This window comes from Nitrospirillum guanabarense (assembly GCF_034653355.1).
In the GTDB taxonomy this organism is placed as follows: Bacteria; Pseudomonadota; Alphaproteobacteria; order Azospirillales; family Azospirillaceae; genus Nitrospirillum.
In genome coordinates this window covers 365,940-382,519 of sequence record NZ_JAYEER010000003.1, presented here as the reverse complement: position 1 = coordinate 382,519, position 16,580 = coordinate 365,940, and the positions used below count along the sequence as shown (strand labels likewise).

Genomic DNA, 16,580 nt, shown 5'->3' with positions numbered 1-16,580 from the left:
CGCCTACGCCGGCCGTCGGGCACATGGCTGCCCCTATCCAACAGCAGTGGTCGTTTTCCCATCGGGCCGTTCCGGGGAAAGTGGTACCCTGACACGAGCCCCGGGCGGGCGCCCGGGGAGCGACCTGGGGGAGCGGCCTTGGGAGACCGGCCTGGCAACCAACCGGAGCATAGGGTCATGGAGAGTGATGAGCGCCGTCTGGGCGATCGGATTCTGAGCGCGCTGGAACTGGCGGTGGAGCAGGGCAACTTGACGGTGGCGGAGCCGCTGGCCCAGGCCCTGGAATTGAGCATGACGGCTTTCGGCGGGCCCGACGCCGTGGACCATCGCGGCGTGCCCATCCGCCTGCTGGAGGCGCTCGATCGATTGGACAGCCTGCGTCGCGCCCAGAAAGTCGCGTAATATCAATGGCTTAGAAAAAAATCAAAAAAATCGCCGCCACCGCGTTTTTCTTGTTTGACAAGGGGTGGGCGTTTTTACTACAAACCGCGCACCGCAGCGACGCTGGCGGCGCGAAACGCACCGGACGATGAAACGAACGGCGCGAAATAAGGCCAGAAAGCAAAGTTGCGAACGACGCGGGTGTAGCTCAGTTGGTTAGAGCGCCGGCCTGTCACGCCGGAGGCCGCGGGTTCAAGTCCCGTCACTCGCGCCACTTCATCGAACTCTGACAGGATGTTCGATGCCTTAGCAAGGCCGCGCTGGCAACAGCGCGGCCTGCTTGCTTTCCGGGGTTCTCGCACCTGCGGTAGAGCGGCGGTTGAGAGTGGCTCTCAACAACTCTGATTTAAGCCATTTCCCCTATATTTTCAGCGCCTTGGCCCCTGCGGGGCGCATGGCGTAATTTGCTTTCCTTGGGCACGGCACCCGCCTATATTCCAACACGCCCGGCCCCAAGCCGGGCTTTTGTTGCAGGCGTCCGGACCCCCGCATGGGTTCGGAGGTTATGTCCAGAACCGGCGGGCAGGCCGGGTGGGGCCAAAAACCGACAATCAGATGTGTGGGCCTGGGCTTCATGCACTTGGTTGCGGCTGGCACCTTCCGCAAGCCCCGTCGGGCCAACCGGGACGAAATTTGGGGCACACTCATGTCCAGTCAGGTTATGTCCACCGAGCTGCTGAGCCAGTATCTGCCGATCATCATCTTCCTGGCCATCGCCGGGGTGATCGCGGCGGCCATGGTCTTCGGCTCCATGCTGGTCGCCAAGCAGAAGCCGGATAGCGAGAAGCTGTCGGCGTACGAATGCGGCTTCGAACCGTTCAACGACGCCCGCAGCAAGTTCGACGTGCGCTTCTATCTGGTCGCCATCCTGTTCATCATCTTCGACCTGGAAGTGGCTTTCCTGTTCCCTTGGGCCGTGTCGCTGGGTCGCATCGGCCTGTTCGGCTTCTGGTCGATGATGGCCTTCCTGGGCATCCTGACCATCGGCTTCATCTACGAATGGAAGAAGGGCGCGCTGGACTGGGAGTGATCCCGGACAGCGCTTGAGCCTTTTCCCTCTCGTTTCTTCGCATCGCTGCCCGTTCACACCGGAGCCAGACCCGTGACGTCTTTGCCAACCCACTCTTCCGTTTCCCCCGCCGGTGTTCCCGCCGGTGCGGGCGCGCCCCTGCCGCCGGGCCCCGCCCAGGACGCCTACATCAAGGCCGTGACGACGGAGTTGCAGGATAAGGGCTTCGTCGTCGCCAAGCTGGACGCCCTGCAGGAGTGGGCGCGCACCGGGTCGCTGTGGCCCATGACCTTCGGCCTGGCCTGCTGTGCTGTGGAAATGATCCACGCCTACATGAGCCGCTTCGACCTGGACCGGTTCGGCGTGATCCCGCGTCCCAGCCCGCGTCAGTCGGACGTGATGATCGTGGCCGGCACCCTGTGCAACAAGATGGCCCCGGCCCTGCGCAAGGTCTACGACCAGATGGCGGAGCCGCGCTGGGTCATCTCCATGGGCTCTTGCGCCAACGGCGGCGGCTATTACCACTACAGCTATTCCGTGGTGCGCGGCTGCGACCGCATCGTGCCCGTGGACATCTACGTTCCGGGCTGCCCCCCACGGCTGAGGCGCTGGTCTACGGCGTGCTGCAGCTGCAGAAGAAGATCAAGGGCGGTAACCGCCTGGTTCGGCGCTAAGCGGCCCTCGAGGGATCGGGAATGAACGAAGAAACCCTACAGGCGCTGGGCGCCAAGATCGCGGCGGCCCTGCCGGGCGCCGTGACCGGCACCGAGATCCAGAACGGCGAGCTGGTGGTCCGCGCCACCCGCGAGGGCCTGCTGCAGACCCTGACCGTGCTGCGCGACGACGCCGGCTGCCGTTTCACCCAGCTGGTCGACGTGACCGCGGTGGACTGGCCGTCCAAGCCGGAGCGGTTCGAGGTCAACTACATGCTGCTGTCGGTGTCCAAGAACCTGCGCGCGCGGGTGAAGGTCACCACGGATGAGGATACGCCCGTCCCGTCCTGCGTCCCGCTGTTCCCGGCCGCCGGCTGGTACGAGCGCGAGACCTGGGACATGTTCGGCGTGTTCTTCGCGGGCCATCCCGACCTGCGCCGCATCCTGACCGACTACGGTTTCGAGGGTCATCCCCTGCGCAAGGACTTCCCCCTGACGGGCTACGTCGAGGTCCGCTACGACGACGAGCAGAAGCGCGTCGTCTATGAGCCGGTGAAGCTGACGCAGGACTTCCGGGCCTTTGATTTCATGTCGCCCTGGGAGGCGATGACCGATGTGCAACTGCCGGGCGACGAGAAGGCGGTCATCCCGCTGGGCGCGTCGCTGCGCGACGGCGGCGTGAAGAAGTGAGATCGGCCATGGCCAATCCTGTCGAAAGCCAAATCAAACCCTACACGATGAACTTCGGGCCGCAGCATCCCGCCGCCCACGGCGTGTTGCGCCTGGTTCTGGAGATGGACGGCGAGATCGTGGAGCGGGCGGACCCGCACATCGGTCTGCTGCATCGCGGCACCGAGAAGCTCATCGAGTACAAGACCTACATCCAGGCGATGCCCTATTTCGACCGGCTGGACTATGTCTCGCCGATGTCGGAAGAGCACAGCTTCGTCCTGGCCGCGGAGAAGCTGCTGGGTATCACCCCGCCCAAGCGCGCGCAGCACATCCGCGTGCTGTTCGCCGAGCTGACCCGCATCCTGAACCACCTGCTGAACGTCACCACGTTCGCCATGGACGTGGGCGCGCTGACCCCGGCCCTGTGGGGCTTCGAGGAGCGCGAGCTGCTCATGGAGTTCTACGAGCGGGTGTCGGGCGCCCGGATGCACGCCAACTACTTCCGCGTGGGCGGTGTCCACCAGGACCTGCCGGTTGGCATGCTGGACGACATCGAGGCCTACGCGGCCAAGTTCGAGAAGTTCGTCGACGACGTGGAAGGCCTGCTGACGGCCAACCGCATCTTCAAGCAGCGCTTGGTCGACATCGGCATCGTCTCGGGTGACGAGGCGCTGGCCTGGGGCTTCACCGGCCCGGTGCTGCGCGCCTCCGGCATCCCATGGGACCTGCGCAAGGCCCAGCCCTACGATACCTACGCCGAGTACGACTTCGACGTCGCCGTGGGCAAGACCGGCGACTGCTACGCCCGCTACCTGGTGCGCGTGGAGGAGATGCGGCAGTCCAACCGGATCGTGCAGCAGGCCGTGGCCAAGCTGCGCCAAACTCCTGGCGCCGTGAAGGTGGACGACCGCAAGATCGCCCCGCCGCCGCGTGGCGACATGAAGCGCTCGATGGAATCGCTGATCCATCACTTCAAGCTGTACACCGAGGGCTACCACGTCCCCGCCGGCGAGACTTACACCGCCACCGAATTGCCCAAGGGCGAGTTTGGCGTGTACCTGGTCTCCGACGGGTCCAACCGTCCCTATCGCTGCAAGATCCGGCCGACGGGCATCGCCCATCTGCAGGGTGTTGATTTCATGTCCCGGGGCCACATGCTCGCCGACGCCGTCGCGATCATCGGCTCCATCGATGTCGTGTTCGGAGAGATCGACCGATGAGCGCTTCCGAGACCCCAGCCGGTCCGGCGACCTTCGAATTCACCGCCGACAACCTGGCCCTGGCCCAGCGGATCATCGCCAAGTATCCGGAAGGCCGCCAGGCGAGCGCCGTGATGCCCCTGTTGGACCTGGCCCAGCGCCAGCACGACAACTGGCTGCCCCGCGCCGCCATGGACTACGTCGCCGGCATGCTGGGCATGGCCCCCATCCGCGTGTACGAGGTCGCCAGCTTCTACACCATGTACAACCTGAAGCCGGTGGGTAAGCACTTCGTGCAGGTCTGCACGACCACCCCGTGCTGGCTGCGCGGGTCGGACGAGGTGCTGGCGGCGTGCAAGCGCAAGCTGGGCATCGGCCCGGGCGAGACCACGGCCGACGGTCAGTTCACAGTGGTTGAGGTGGAATGCGCCGGCGCCTGCGTCAACGCGCCGGTCATCTCGCTCAACGACATCTATTACGAGGACCTGGACGGCCCCTCCACCGAGGCGCTGCTGGACACCCTGATCCGGGGCGAGACGCCCAAGCCCGGCCCGCAGAACGGCCGCATCAATTCCGCGCCCATCGGCGGTCCGACGACCCTGACCGAGATGGCGCAGCGTAACGGCGTCAAGCCGGCGTCGCAGGAGTAAGGCCGATGTTGCGCGACGAAGACCGCATCTACACCAACCTCTACGGCTATGAGGACTTCCGCCTGGAAGCCGCCCGCAAGCGCGGCGACTGGGATGGCACCAAGGACATCCTGGCCCGTGGCCGCGACACCATCATCGAGCAGGTGAAGGAATCGGGCATGCGCGGCCGCGGCGGCGCCGGTTTCTCCACCGGCCTGAAGTGGTCCTTCATGCCCAAGAAGGTGGATGGCCCCGTCTACCTGGTGATCAACGCCGACGAGGGCGAGCCCGGCACCTGCAAGGACCGTGAGATCCTGCGCCACGATCCGCACAAGCTGATCGAAGGCTGCCTGATCGCCGGTTTCGCCATCGGCGCCACCGCCTGCTACATCTACATCCGCGGCGAGTTCTACAACGAGGCGTCCAACGTCCAGGTCGCCATCGACGAGGCGTACGCCGCCGGCCTGATCGGCAAGAACGCCTGCGGCAGCGGCTACGACTACGACATCTACCTGCACAAGGGCGCGGGCGCCTACATCTGCGGCGAGGAGACGGCGCTCATCGAGTCCATCGAGGGCAAGAAGGGCCAGCCGCGCAACAAGCCGCCGTTCCCCGCCAACGCCGGCCTGTATTCCCGCCCGACCACGGTCAACAACGTGGAAAGCATCGCGGGCGTCCCCACCATCCTGCGCCGCGGCCCCGCCTGGTTCGCCGGCATCGGCCGCCCCAAGAACGTGGGCACCAAGCTGTTCTGCATCTCCGGCCACGTGAACAAGCCGTGCAACGTGGAAGAGGAGATGGGCATCCCGCTGAAGGAGCTCATCGAGCGCCATGCGGGCGGCGTGCGCGGCGGCTGGGACAACCTGCTGGCCGTCATCCCCGGCGGCTCCTCCGTGCCGGTGATGCCCAAGAGCGTCTGCGACACCGTGCTGATGGATTTCGACAGCCTGCGCGAGGTCGGGTCCGGCCTGGGCACGGCGGCCGTGATCGTCATGGACAAGTCCACCGACATCGTCCGCGCCATCGCCCGCTTGTCGAAGTTCTACATGCATGAGAGCTGCGGCCAGTGCACGCCCTGCCGCGAAGGCACCGGCTGGCTGGCCCGCGTCATGGACCGCATGGTCCGTGGCCAGGCCCGCCTGGAAGAGATCGACATGCTGCAGGACGTCACCAAGCAGATCGAAGGCCGCACCATCTGCGCCCTGGGCGATGCCGCCGCCTGGCCCGTGCAGGGCCTGATCCGGCATTTCCGTCCGGAGATGGAACGCCGCATCGCCGATTATCGCCAGAGCATCGCTGCCGAGTGATCGGTGGAAGGATTTGAGACATGCCGAAACTGACCATCGACGGTATCGAGCTTGAAGTGGCGCCTGGCACCTCCGTGCTGCAGGCCTGCGAGCAGCTGGGCATCGAGGTTCCGCGCTTCTGCTATCACGAGAAGCTGTCGGTCCCGGCCAACTGCCGCATGTGCCTGGTGGAGATGGAGAAGGCCCCCAAGCCCATCGCCAGCTGCGCCATGCCCTGCGGCGAAGGCATGGTGATCAAGACCGACACCGACACCGTGCACAAGGCGCGCAAGGGGGTGATGGAGTTCCTGCTCATCAACCACCCGCTGGACTGCCCCATCTGCGACCAGGGCGGCGAGTGCGACCTGCAGGACCAGGCCGTGGGCTACGGTTTCGACCGCGGCCGCTACGGCGAGGAAAAGCGCGCGGTCAAGGACAAGAACCTGGGCCCGCTGATCAAGACGATCATGACGCGCTGCATCCACTGCACGCGCTGCATCCGCTTCAGCGACGAGATCGCGGGCGTGTCCGTGATGGGCGCCACCGGCCGTGGCGAGCATATGGAGATCGGCACCTACGTCGAGGCCGCCGTCTCGTCCGAGCTGTCGGGCAACCTGGTGGACGTGTGCCCGGTGGGCGCGCTGACCTCCAAGCCCTACGCCTTCACCGCCCGCCCCTGGGAACTGCGCAAGACGGAATCGGTGGACGTCCTGGACGCCGTCGGGTCCAACATCCGCATCGACACCCGCGGCGGCGAAGTGCTGCGCATCCTCCCCCGCCTGAACGAGGCGGTGAACGAGGAATGGATCAGCGACAAGACCCGCTACGCCCATGACGGCCTGAAGCGCCAGCGCCTGGACCGCCCCTACATCCGCGAGAACGGCAAGTTGCGTGCCGCCTCGTGGGAAGAGGCCTTGGCCCTGACCGCCTCCAAGCTGAAGGGTGCGGCGCCGGAGAAGATCGCCGCCATCGCCGGCGACCTGGCCGACGCCGAAAGCCTGCTGGCCCTGAAGGACCTGCTGGGCGGCATGGGTGTCGCCAGCCTGGAAAGCCGCCAGGACGGCAGCGCGATCGACGCGGCGTCCCGCGCTGGCTACATCTTCAACAGCACCATCGCGGGCATCGAGCAAGCGGACCAGATCCTCCTGATCGGCACCAACCCGCGCTGGGAAGGCAGCCTGGTCAACGCCCGCATCCGCAAGCGCTATCTGCAGGGCGGCCTGACCGTCACCGTGCTGGGCCCGCGCGTCGACCTGACCTTCCCCATCGAGCACCTGGGCAACGACGCCACGCTGCTGACCGCCATCGCCGACGGCAGCCACCCCTACGCTGAGACGCTGAAGGCCGCCAAGAAGCCCCTGCTGATCCTGGGCTCCGGCGCCCTGGCCCGTCCGGACGGCGCCGCCGTCTGGGCCGCCGCCCGCGCGGTGGCCGAGGCCTGCGGCTTGGTGCGTGAGGACTGGAACGGCTTCAACGTTCTGCACCGCGCGGCCTCGCGCGTCGGCGCCCTGGACCTGGGCTTCTTGCCCGCCAAGGGCGGTCGTGACCTGGCCGGCATCCTGGACGGCGCCCGCAAGGGCGAGGTCGAGGTGGTCTACCTGCTGGGTGCCGATGAGATCGACGCTCAGAACTTCGGCCGCGCCTTCGTGATCTACCAGGGCCACCACGGCGACCGGGGCGCCCATCGCGCCGACGTCATCCTGCCGGGTGCCGCCTACACCGAGAAGAACGCGACCTACGTCAACACCGAGGGCCGCGCCCAGCACACCCGCCAGGCCACCTTCCCGGTGGGCGAGGCGCGCGAGGATTGGAAGATCATCCGCGCGCTGTCCGGCGCCCTGGGCAAGCCGCTGCCGTATGACACCCTGCAGCAGCTGCGCAAGCGGCTGGCCGACGCCAACCCGGTGTTCGCCCAGATCGACCGCGTCACGCCGGCCGCCTGGGGTGCCTTCGGCACAGCCGGTGCCGTGGCCGCCGCCCCCTTCACCCTGCCGGTGGAGAACTTCTACATGACCGACGCGATCAGCCGCGCCTCGGCCACCATGGCCGAATGCACGGAGGCCTTCGTGTCGCCCGCCGTTGCCGAGAGGACCGGTACCCATGGCTGATTTCCTCGCCCTGCACCTGGGCTTGCCCCTCACCTGGGCGACCCTGGTGGCGATCATCCTGAAGATCCTGGTGATCACGGTGCCGTTGCTGATCGCGATGGCCATGATGACGTACATGGAACGCAAGGTGCTGGCCGCCATCCAGTTGCGCCAGGGTCCCATCCTTGTCGGCCCCTTCGGTCTGCTGCAGCCGTTCGCCGACGGCCTGAAGCTGCTGACCAAGGAGACGATCATCCCGGCCGGCGCCAACCGCGCCGTCTTCCTGGTCGCCCCCATGCTGACCTTCATCCTGGCGCTGGTGGCCTGGGCGGTCATTCCCTTCGGTGAGGGCTTGGTGCTGTCCGACATCAATGTCGGCGTGCTCTACCTCTTCGCCATCAGCTCGCTGGGCGTCTACGGCATCATCATGTCGGGCTGGGCGTCCAACTCGAAATACGCCTTCCTGGGCGGCCTGCGCTCCGCGGCGCAGATGGTGTCCTACGAAGTCTCCATCGGCTTCGTCATCATCACCGTGCTGCTGTGCGTCGGCTCGCTGAACCTGTCGGACATCGTCCGGGCGCAGTCCCACCTGTGGTTCTGCATTCCGCTGTTCCCCATGTTCGTGGTGTTCTTCATCTCGGCGCTCGCGGAAACCAACCGCGCCCCCTTCGACTTGCCGGAAGGCGAGTCCGAGCTGGTGGGCGGTTTCCACACCGAATACTCGGCCATGGCCTTCGCCCTGTTCTTCCTGGGCGAATACATCAGCATGATCCTGATGAGCGGCATGACCTCCATCCTGTTCCTGGGTGGCTGGCAGCCGTTCCCCTTCCTCGGCTTCATCCCCGGTTCGCTGAACCTGATCATCAAGATCTGCCTGCTGATGTTCGTGTTCATCTGGGTGCGCGGCACGCTGCCCCGCTACCGTTATGACCAGCTGATGCGCCTGGGTTGGAAGGTCTTCCTGCCCTTCTCCCTGGTGTGGGTGGTCCTGACCGCCGGCTTCCTTGTCTACTTCGACAAGCTGCCGCACTGACCGGATGCGTCCCCGCCCCGGGCGGGACTTCGAGTACTGACTTGTGACCGCGGGGGAGCCGCCCCCCGCATCAAGGAATGAGGTGACGACATGGCCTGGCTCGACCGCACGGCGCGCGGCCTGTTCATGACCGAGCTGGTGAAGGGCTTCGCCCTGACGTTCAGCTACATGTTCAAGCCCCGGGTGACGCTCAACTATCCGTATGAGCGCAGCCCGCTCAGCCCCCGCTTCCGCGGCGAACACGCGCTGCGCCGCTATCCTAACGGGGAAGAGCGCTGCATCGCCTGCAAGCTGTGCGAAGCGGTGTGCCCGGCCCTGGCCATCACCATCGAAGCGGAACCCCGTGAGGACGGCTCGCGCCGGACCACCCGCTACGACATCGACATGACCAAGTGCATCTACTGCGGTCTCTGCCAGGAGGCCTGCCCGGTGGACGCCATCGTCGAGGGCCCGAACATCGAGTTCGCGACCGAGACGCGTGAGGAGCTTTTCTACAACAAGGAAAAGCTGCTGGCGAACGGCGACCGGTGGGAGCCCCTGCTGGCGGCCAACATCGCCGCGGATGCGCCCTACCGCTGAGCCTTAGCGCCTTTGACGCCTTGTGACGCCTAACCCCGTGACACCCGCGCGCGGGACCGCCAGCGCCCCCGACGTAGGGTCGGGGACCCAGCTGATGGGCCCGGTTACCGGAGAGAAATCTTGATCGCCAACGTCCGCAACCCGCACCGGAAGGAGAGCCGCCGATGATACTGCCCGCTCTCGCCTTCTATCTGTTCGCCGCCGTGCTGGTGCTGGCCGGCATGCTGGTGATCACGGCGCGCAACCCGGTGCACTCCGTCCTGTTCCTGATCCTGGCCTTCTTCAACGCGGCCGGCCTGTTCGTGCTGATCGGGGCGGAGTTCGTGGCGATGATCCTGGTCATCGTCTACGTGGGCGCCGTGGCGGTGCTGTTCCTCTTCGTCGTCATGATGCTGGACATCAACTTCCAGGAACTGCGTAAGGGCTTCCTGCGCTACCTGCCGGCGGGTCTCGCCGTGGGGGCGGCCCTGCTGGCGGAACTGGGCCTGGTGATCTCCGGCTGGGTCTACGCCGGTTCGGCCGACAGCGTCCGCGCGGCGCCGACGCCGGAAAGCGTGGGCAACGCCCAGGCGCTGGGCGACCTGCTCTACACCCAATACGCCTTCATCTTCGAGGCCTCGGGCCTGGTGCTGCTGGTCGCCATGATCGGCGCCATCGTGCTGACCCTGCGCTCGCGCAAGGGCGTGCGCCGCCAGGTCATCGCCGACCAGCTGGCCCGCCGCCGCGAGGACGTGGTGGCCGTGGTCAAGGTCCAGACCGGGGAGGGCGTGTAAGCCATGGAAAACATGATGGATATCGGTCTGGGCCACTACCTGTCGGTGGCGGCCATCCTGTTCATCCTGGGCGTGTTCGGCATCTTCCTGAACCGCCGCAACGTCATCATCATCCTGATGTCGATCGAGCTGATCCTGCTCGCTGTCAACATCAACCTCGTCGCCTTCTCGGTCTTCCTGCACGATCTCGTGGGACAGGTCTTCGCCCTGTTCATCCTGACCGTGGCGGCTGCCGAGGCCGCCATCGGCCTCGCCATCCTCGTCATCTACTTCCGCAACCGTGGCTCGATCGCGGTTGAGGACATCAACCTGATGAAGGGTTGAGGGCCATGGCCGTTATCGCTGCAATCTTCCTGCCGCTCCTCGCGGCGTTCATCGCCGGCTTCTTCGGCCGCCGCATCGGTGACCTGGGTTCCCAGCTCGTCACCTGTGGCGCCATGGTGGTCGCGCTGGTCCTGTCCGTCATCCTGTTCATCGACGTGGCCGTGAATGGTCATGCCACCGTGGTTCCGCTGGCCAACTGGGTTGCCAGCGGCGACTTCCACGTCGATTGGGCCCTGCGCGTCGACACCCTGACGGCGGTCATGCTGATCGTGGTCAACGGCGTGTCGACCATGGTCCACATCTACTCCGTCGGCTACATGAGCCATGACCCGGACAAGCCCCGGTTCATGTCCTACCTCAGCCTGTTCACCTTCATGATGCTCATGCTGGTGACGTCGGACAACCTGGTGCAGATGTTCTTCGGTTGGGAGGGCGTCGGTGTCGCCTCCTACCTGCTGATCAACTTCTGGTTCGAGAAGAAGAGCGCCAACGACGCCTCCATGAAGGCGTTCTTGGTGAACCGCGTGGGCGACTTCGGTTTCGCGCTGGGCATCTTCTCGATTTTCATCATCTTCGGCAGCGTCGAGTTCGGCACGATCTTCCCGGCCGCCGCCGGCAAGGCCCACGCCACCTTCAACTTCCTTGGTTGGCACGTGTCGGCGCTGGACTGCGCCTGCCTGCTGCTGTTCGTCGGCGCCATGGGCAAGTCGGCCCAGCTGGGCCTGCACACCTGGCTGCCGGACGCGATGGAAGGCCCGACCCCGGTGTCGGCCCTCATCCACGCCGCCACCATGGTGACCGCCGGCGTGTTCATGCTGGCCCGCATGAGCCCGGTGTTCGAATACGCCCCCGCCGCCCTGGCCGTGGTGACGGTGCTGGGCGCCCTGACCGCCTTCGTCGCCGCGACGATCGGCATGACCCAGTTCGACATCAAGCGCGTCATCGCCTATTCGACGATGAGCCAGCTGGGCTACATGTTCTTCGCCATCGGCGTGTCGGCCTACCAGGCCGCCATCTTCCACCTGATGACCCACGCCTTCTTCAAGGCCCTGCTGTTCCTGGGCGCCGGTTCCGTCATCCACGCCATGTCGGGTGAGCAGGACATGCGCAAGATGGGCGGCATCGCCAGGCTGATCCCCTTCACTTACGCGGTGATGTGGATCGGCAACCTGGCCCTGGCCGGTGTCGGTATTCCGGGCGTGTATGGTTTCGCCGGCTTCTACTCCAAGGACATCGTGCTGGAGGCCGCCTACGGCTCCGGCACCGCCGTCGGCCACTTCGCCTACTGGCTGGGCATCGCCGCCGCCTTCATGACCGCCTTCTACTCCTGGCGCCTGCTGATCATGACCTTCCATGGCAAGCCGCGCGCCTCGAAGGAGGTCATGGACCACGTGCATGAAAGCCCGCTGGTCATGACCGGTCCGCTGACCGTGCTGGCCATCGGCGCCCTGGTCGCCGGTATCGGCGGCTACGAGTGGTTCGTCGGCCATGCCGCCCGCGCCGAGTTCTGGCGCGGCGCCATCCAGGTCCTGCACGCCCATGACAGCATCCACGCCGCCCACGAGGGGCCGGAGTGGGTTGGCCTTCTGCCGCTGTTGGTGGGTCTGGCCGGCATCGCCCTGGCCTATGTCTGCTATATGGTCGCGCCCGGCATCCCGGCGACCTTCACCAAGATCGTGAAGCCGCTGCACGTGCTGGTCTTCAACAAGTACTTCTTCGACCAGATTTACGACGTGGTGTTCGTGAAGCCGGCCCAGGTTCTCGGCTTCGGCCTGTGGAAGGCTGGCGACGGCGCCATCATCGACGGCCTCGGCCCCGATGGCGTCGCCAAGACCACCCGCGGTGTGGCCGCCGGCGTCAGCCGTCTGCAGTCCGGGTACGTCTACCATTACGCATTCGCCATGGTGATCGGCGTGGTCGCGCTGGTCGGCTGGTTCTACTTCAAGCCCTGAGCAGGACGAGGCATCTAAGATGGCTGATTGGCCGATCCTGTCGCTGACGACGTTCCTTCCGTCGATTGGCGCCCTACTCATCCTGCTGGTGCGCGGCGAAGAACAGGCCGTGGCGCGGAACGCGAAGGCGATCGCCCTCGCGACCTCGCTTCTCACCTTCATCGTTTCGCTGTTCATCCTGGTGAAGTTCGACCCCTCCAGCGCCGGTTTCCAGTTGGTGGAGGAACACAGCTGGATCCCGGCATTGGGCATCCAGTACCTGCGCGGCATCGACGGCGTGTCCGTCTGGTTCGTGCTGGCCTCGACCTTCCTCACCCCCGTCTGCGTGCTGGCCTCCTGGGACAGCATCGAGAAGCGGGTGAAGGAGTTCATGATGTCGCTCCTGCTGCTGGAGACCATGCTGGTCGGCATGTTCACCGCGCTGGACTTCATCCTGTTCTACATCTTCTTCGAAGGTGTCCTGCTGCCGATGTTCCTGATGATCGGCGTGTGGGGTGGTCCGGGGCGCATCTACGCCGCCTACAAGTTCTTCATCTACACCTTCATCGGCTCCGTCCTGATGCTGCTGGCCATCGTCGCCATGTACCTGCAGGTCGGCACGATGGACATGCGGGTGATGCTGGACCACACCTTCGATCCGTCGATGCAGAAGATCCTGTGGCTGGCCTTCTTCGCCGCCTTCGCGGTGAAGACCCCGATGTGGCCGTTCCACACCTGGCTGCCCTTCGCCCACGTGGAGGCGCCGACCGCCGGCTCCGTCATGCTGGCCGGCGTCATGCTGAAGATGGGCGGTTACGGTCTGATCCGCGCCAACCTGCAGATGCTGCCCATCGGCTCGGCCACCTACACCAACCTGGTGTTCGTGATGTCGGTCGTCGCCATCATCTACACCTCGCTGGTGGCGCTGGCGCAGACCGACATGAAGAAGATGATCGCCTATTCCTCCGTGGCCCACATGGGTTACGTCAGCATGGGCATCTTCTCCGCCAACGCCCAGGGCCTGGACGGCGCCATGTTCCAGATGCTGTCGCACACCGTGGTGTCGGCGGCCCTCTTCCTCTGCATCGGCGTGGTCTACAACCGCCTGCACACCCGTGAGATCGCGCGCTACGGCGGCATGGCGCACAACATGCCCAAGTACGCCGTGGTGTTCATGCTGTTCATGCTGGCCTCGGTCGGGCTGCCCGGCACCTCGGGTTTCGTGGGTGAGTTCCTGTCCATGCTGGGCGCGTACGAGGCCAACACCTGGGTGGGCCTGTTCGCCTCCACCGGCCTGGTGTTCGGCGCCGCCTACATGCTGCTGCTCTATCGCAAGCTGTTCTACGGCAAGCTGGAGAAGCCGGACGTGATCGCCATGCCCGACCTGAACGCGAAGGAGATCATCTACTTCGCCCCGCTGGTCGCCATCGTCATCATGATGGGCGTTTATCCGAAGAGCTTCAGCAGCGTGTACGCCGCGTCGCTGGACCACATCCTGTCCCACCACCGCGAGGCCCTGGCCGCCGAGGGTCTGACCCCGCCGGTCGCCAACCCGGCCTCCGCCTTCGTCCCGGCCGCCAACGCCGGGACCATCTCCGCCCACCCGGCGACCACCGAGACGCCGGGCACCGAGCCGTCCACCACCGAAACGCCCCCCACTGAAACGCCCGCCGAGGCGCCCGCCCAGAGCGAGCCCAAGGCGGACGCCAACCCCGACGCCGGCCACTGATCCAGCGGGAAACGATCCATGCAACCTGTCCTTACCGATCTGATCCCGGCCCTGCCTGAGATCTTCCTGGCCGTGGCGGCGATGCTGCTGCTGATGCTGGGTGTGTTCAGCGGCAAGAGCGGCACCCGTCTGGTCAGCGGCCTGGCCGTGGTGGCGCTGGTGGTGACGGCCGTGCTGCTGTTCCGCCAGGACGGCTACGACGTGGCCTTCTCCGGCTTGTTCATCACCGATGGTTTCGCTGTCTTCTCCAAGCTGTTGATCCTGCTGGGCACCGGCCTGTCCATCATCATCGCCCAGAACTTCATCGCCCGTGAGGACATGGACCGGTTCGAGTACCCGGTGCTCATGGTGCTGGCGACCGTCGGCATGATGATGATGGTCTCGGCCAACGACCTGCTGACCCTCTATGTCGGCCTGGAGCTGCAGAGCCTGTCGCTCTATGTCATCGCGTCCTTCCGCCGCGATTTCGCCAAGAGCACCGAGGCCGGCCTGAAGTACTTCGTGCTGGGCGCCCTGTCCTCCGGCATGCTGCTGTACGGCATCAGCCTGATCTACGGCTTCGCCGGCACCACCAACTTCATCACCATCGCCCAGGTCTTGCAAGCCGGCCCGGCGCCCTTGGGCGTCATCGTCGGCCTGGTGTTCGTGGCCGCGGGCCTGGCCTTCAAGATCTCCGCCGTGCCCTTCCACATGTGGACGCCGGACGTGTATGAGGGCGCCCCCACCCCGGTCACGGCCTTTTTCGCCGTGGCGCCCAAGGTGGCCGCCATCTGCCTGTTCATCCGCGTCCTGGAAGGCCCGTTCGGCTCCCTGCTGCCGCAGTGGCGCCAGGTGATCGAGTTCTGCTCCGTCGCCTCCATGGTGGTGGGTTCGCTGGCCGCCATCCGTCAGAGCAACATCAAGCGCCTGATGGCCTACAGCTCCATCGCCAACATCGGCTACGCCCTGGTCGGCGTGGCGGCCGGTACCGCCGACGGCGTGCAGGCCGTGCTGATCTACATGGCGATCTACCTGGTGATGACCGTCGGCACCTTCGCCATCATCATCGGCATGCGCCAGAAGGGTAAGGCCGTGGAAGAGATCGCCGATCTGGCGGGCCTCTCCAAGACCAACCCCATGCTGGCCCTGGCCTTGGCCGTCTTCATGTTCTCCATGGCGGGCGTGCCGCCGGCGGCCGGCTTCTTCGGCAAGCTGCTCGTGTTCATGGCCGCGTGGAAGGCGGGCCTGTATCCGCTGTCCATCATCATGGCGCTGACCAGCGGCATCAGCCTCTACTACTACCTTAAGATCTGTAAGGTTTCCTGGTTCGACGACGTGAAGGAACCGCTGGACCGTCCCACGGCCGGCCTGTCCTGGGTCGTCACCGCCACCGCCCTGGTGGTGTTCCCGGTGGCCCTGGTGATTGGCACCCCGGTGCTGAACAGCGCCGCCGCCGCCGCCGCCAGCCTGTTCCATTGAGCGGGCAGGGGCTGACCACACCCACCTCTTCCCACCGTCTGCCGGAGTGGATCCGGCCGACGGTGCTGGAGCGGTGCGGCAGCACCAACGACATCGTCAAGGACATGGCCCGTGCTGGCGCGCCGGAAGGCGCGCTGGTGCGGGCTGTTCGTCAAGAGGCGGGCAAGGGCCGGCGTGGCCGGTCCTGGACCTCCGAGCCCGGCAATCTCTATTGCACCCTGCTGCTGCGCCCCGGCGGCACGCCCCAGCGGGCGGCCGAGCTGTCCTTCGTCACCGCGTTGGCGGCGGGGGAGGCGGTGGACGGCCTCATTGCCGCGGCGCCCAAGCTGAAATGGCCCAACGACGTCCTGGTCGATGGCGCCAAGATCGCCGGCATTCTGCTGGAATCCGAGGCCGAGACGGACGGCGGTGTCGCCTGGGTGGCCGTCGGCATGGGCATGAATGTGCGACACCATCCGGATGCCGCCGACTACGCCACCACCTCGCTGCTGGCCCAGGGGGCGGATGTTGAGCCCGACCTGGTCATGGCCGGCTACGCCCGCGCCTTTGACCGCTGGTATCGCCGCTGGCAGGATTATGGCTTCGCGCCCGTGCGTGCCGCCTGGCTGAACGCCGCCCAAGGCGTCGGCGGCCCCGTCACCGTCCGCCTGCATGACCGCAGCTTCGAGGGCCGCCTGGTCGATCTGGATGCCGACGGCGCGCTGCTGGTGGAAACGCCGCAGGGGCTGGTGAAGGTCACAGCCGGGGACGTCTTTTTCCCCATGCTGCCCAGCAGAC

The 16,580-nt window shown here is 66.0% G+C and carries 14 protein-coding genes, 1 tRNA gene and 2 pseudogenes; all 17 read left to right on the top strand.

The window, feature by feature from the left end; all coding sequences use genetic code 11:
* Window positions 1-177 precede the first annotated feature (177 nt).
* Complete coding sequence (locus tag UAA55_RS11060) at window positions 178-402, top strand: hypothetical protein (protein ID WP_322952773.1); 225 nt, start codon at window positions 178-180, stop codon at window positions 400-402.
* A gap of 176 nt (window positions 403-578) precedes the next feature.
* Window positions 579-655 (top strand) — tRNA-Asp (locus UAA55_RS11055).
* Between the two features lie 447 nt (window positions 656-1,102).
* Window positions 1,103-1,471, top strand: a complete 369-nt coding sequence (locus UAA55_RS11050; RefSeq protein WP_040849814.1) for an NADH-quinone oxidoreductase subunit A — start codon at window positions 1,103-1,105, stop codon at window positions 1,469-1,471.
* A gap of 81 nt (window positions 1,472-1,552) precedes the next feature.
* Window positions 1,553-2,124 (top strand): annotated as a pseudogene (locus UAA55_RS11045) (NuoB/complex I 20 kDa subunit family protein).
* A 21-nt stretch (window positions 2,125-2,145) separates the two neighbouring features.
* The gene (locus tag UAA55_RS11040; protein ID WP_322952772.1) at window positions 2,146-2,793 is read left to right on the top strand and encodes an NADH-quinone oxidoreductase subunit C; all 648 of its coding nucleotides are present in this window, start codon (window positions 2,146-2,148) and stop codon (window positions 2,791-2,793) included.
* 8 nt (window positions 2,794-2,801) lie between these two features.
* The gene (locus UAA55_RS11035) at window positions 2,802-3,995 is read left to right on the top strand and encodes an NADH-quinone oxidoreductase subunit D (RefSeq protein ID WP_322952771.1); all 1,194 of its coding nucleotides are present in this window, start codon (window positions 2,802-2,804) and stop codon (window positions 3,993-3,995) included.
* A complete protein-coding gene (gene nuoE, locus UAA55_RS11030) occupies window positions 3,992-4,624 on the top strand; it encodes an NADH-quinone oxidoreductase subunit NuoE (RefSeq protein WP_040849819.1) in 633 nt (210 codons plus the stop codon). Before UAA55_RS11035 ends, nuoE begins: the two co-directional genes overlap by 4 nt.
* Before the next feature lie 5 nt (window positions 4,625-4,629).
* Complete coding sequence (gene nuoF, locus UAA55_RS11025) at window positions 4,630-5,910, top strand: NADH-quinone oxidoreductase subunit NuoF (protein WP_322917608.1); 1,281 nt, start codon at window positions 4,630-4,632, stop codon at window positions 5,908-5,910.
* Between the two features lie 20 nt (window positions 5,911-5,930).
* Complete coding sequence (gene nuoG, locus UAA55_RS11020; RefSeq protein ID WP_322952770.1) at window positions 5,931-7,997, top strand: NADH-quinone oxidoreductase subunit NuoG; 2,067 nt, start codon at window positions 5,931-5,933, stop codon at window positions 7,995-7,997.
* The gene (gene nuoH / locus UAA55_RS11015; protein ID WP_322952769.1) at window positions 7,990-9,009 is read left to right on the top strand and encodes an NADH-quinone oxidoreductase subunit NuoH; all 1,020 of its coding nucleotides are present in this window, start codon (window positions 7,990-7,992) and stop codon (window positions 9,007-9,009) included. The genes nuoG and nuoH overlap by 8 nt, the downstream gene beginning before the upstream one ends.
* Window positions 9,010-9,099: 90 nt before the next feature.
* Complete coding sequence (nuoI, locus tag UAA55_RS11010; protein WP_088873695.1) at window positions 9,100-9,588, top strand: NADH-quinone oxidoreductase subunit NuoI; 489 nt, start codon at window positions 9,100-9,102, stop codon at window positions 9,586-9,588.
* Between the two features lie 164 nt (window positions 9,589-9,752).
* A complete protein-coding gene (locus tag UAA55_RS11005; protein WP_322952768.1) occupies window positions 9,753-10,361 on the top strand; it encodes an NADH-quinone oxidoreductase subunit J in 609 nt (202 codons plus the stop codon).
* 15 nt (window positions 10,362-10,376) lie between these two features.
* Entirely contained in the window at window positions 10,377-10,685 is a 309-nt protein-coding gene (nuoK, locus tag UAA55_RS11000; protein ID WP_040846291.1) for an NADH-quinone oxidoreductase subunit NuoK, read from the top strand.
* Window positions 10,686-10,690: 5 nt separating this feature from the next.
* Complete coding sequence (gene nuoL, locus UAA55_RS10995) at window positions 10,691-12,637, top strand: NADH-quinone oxidoreductase subunit L (RefSeq protein ID WP_322952767.1); 1,947 nt, start codon at window positions 10,691-10,693, stop codon at window positions 12,635-12,637.
* A gap of 19 nt (window positions 12,638-12,656) precedes the next feature.
* Window positions 12,657-14,345 (top strand): NADH-quinone oxidoreductase subunit M, encoded by a 1,689-nt coding sequence (locus UAA55_RS10990; protein WP_322952766.1) that lies wholly within the window; start codon window positions 12,657-12,659, stop codon window positions 14,343-14,345.
* Between the two features lie 18 nt (window positions 14,346-14,363).
* Window positions 14,364-15,803, top strand: coding sequence for an NADH-quinone oxidoreductase subunit NuoN (gene nuoN / locus UAA55_RS10985; RefSeq protein WP_322952764.1), 1,440 nt, complete (start codon window positions 14,364-14,366; stop codon window positions 15,801-15,803).
* Window positions 15,804-15,865: 62 nt separating this feature from the next.
* A pseudogene (locus UAA55_RS10980) lies at window positions 15,866-16,549 on the top strand (biotin--[acetyl-CoA-carboxylase] ligase); the annotation flags it as partial.
* Window positions 16,550-16,580 lie beyond the last annotated feature (31 nt).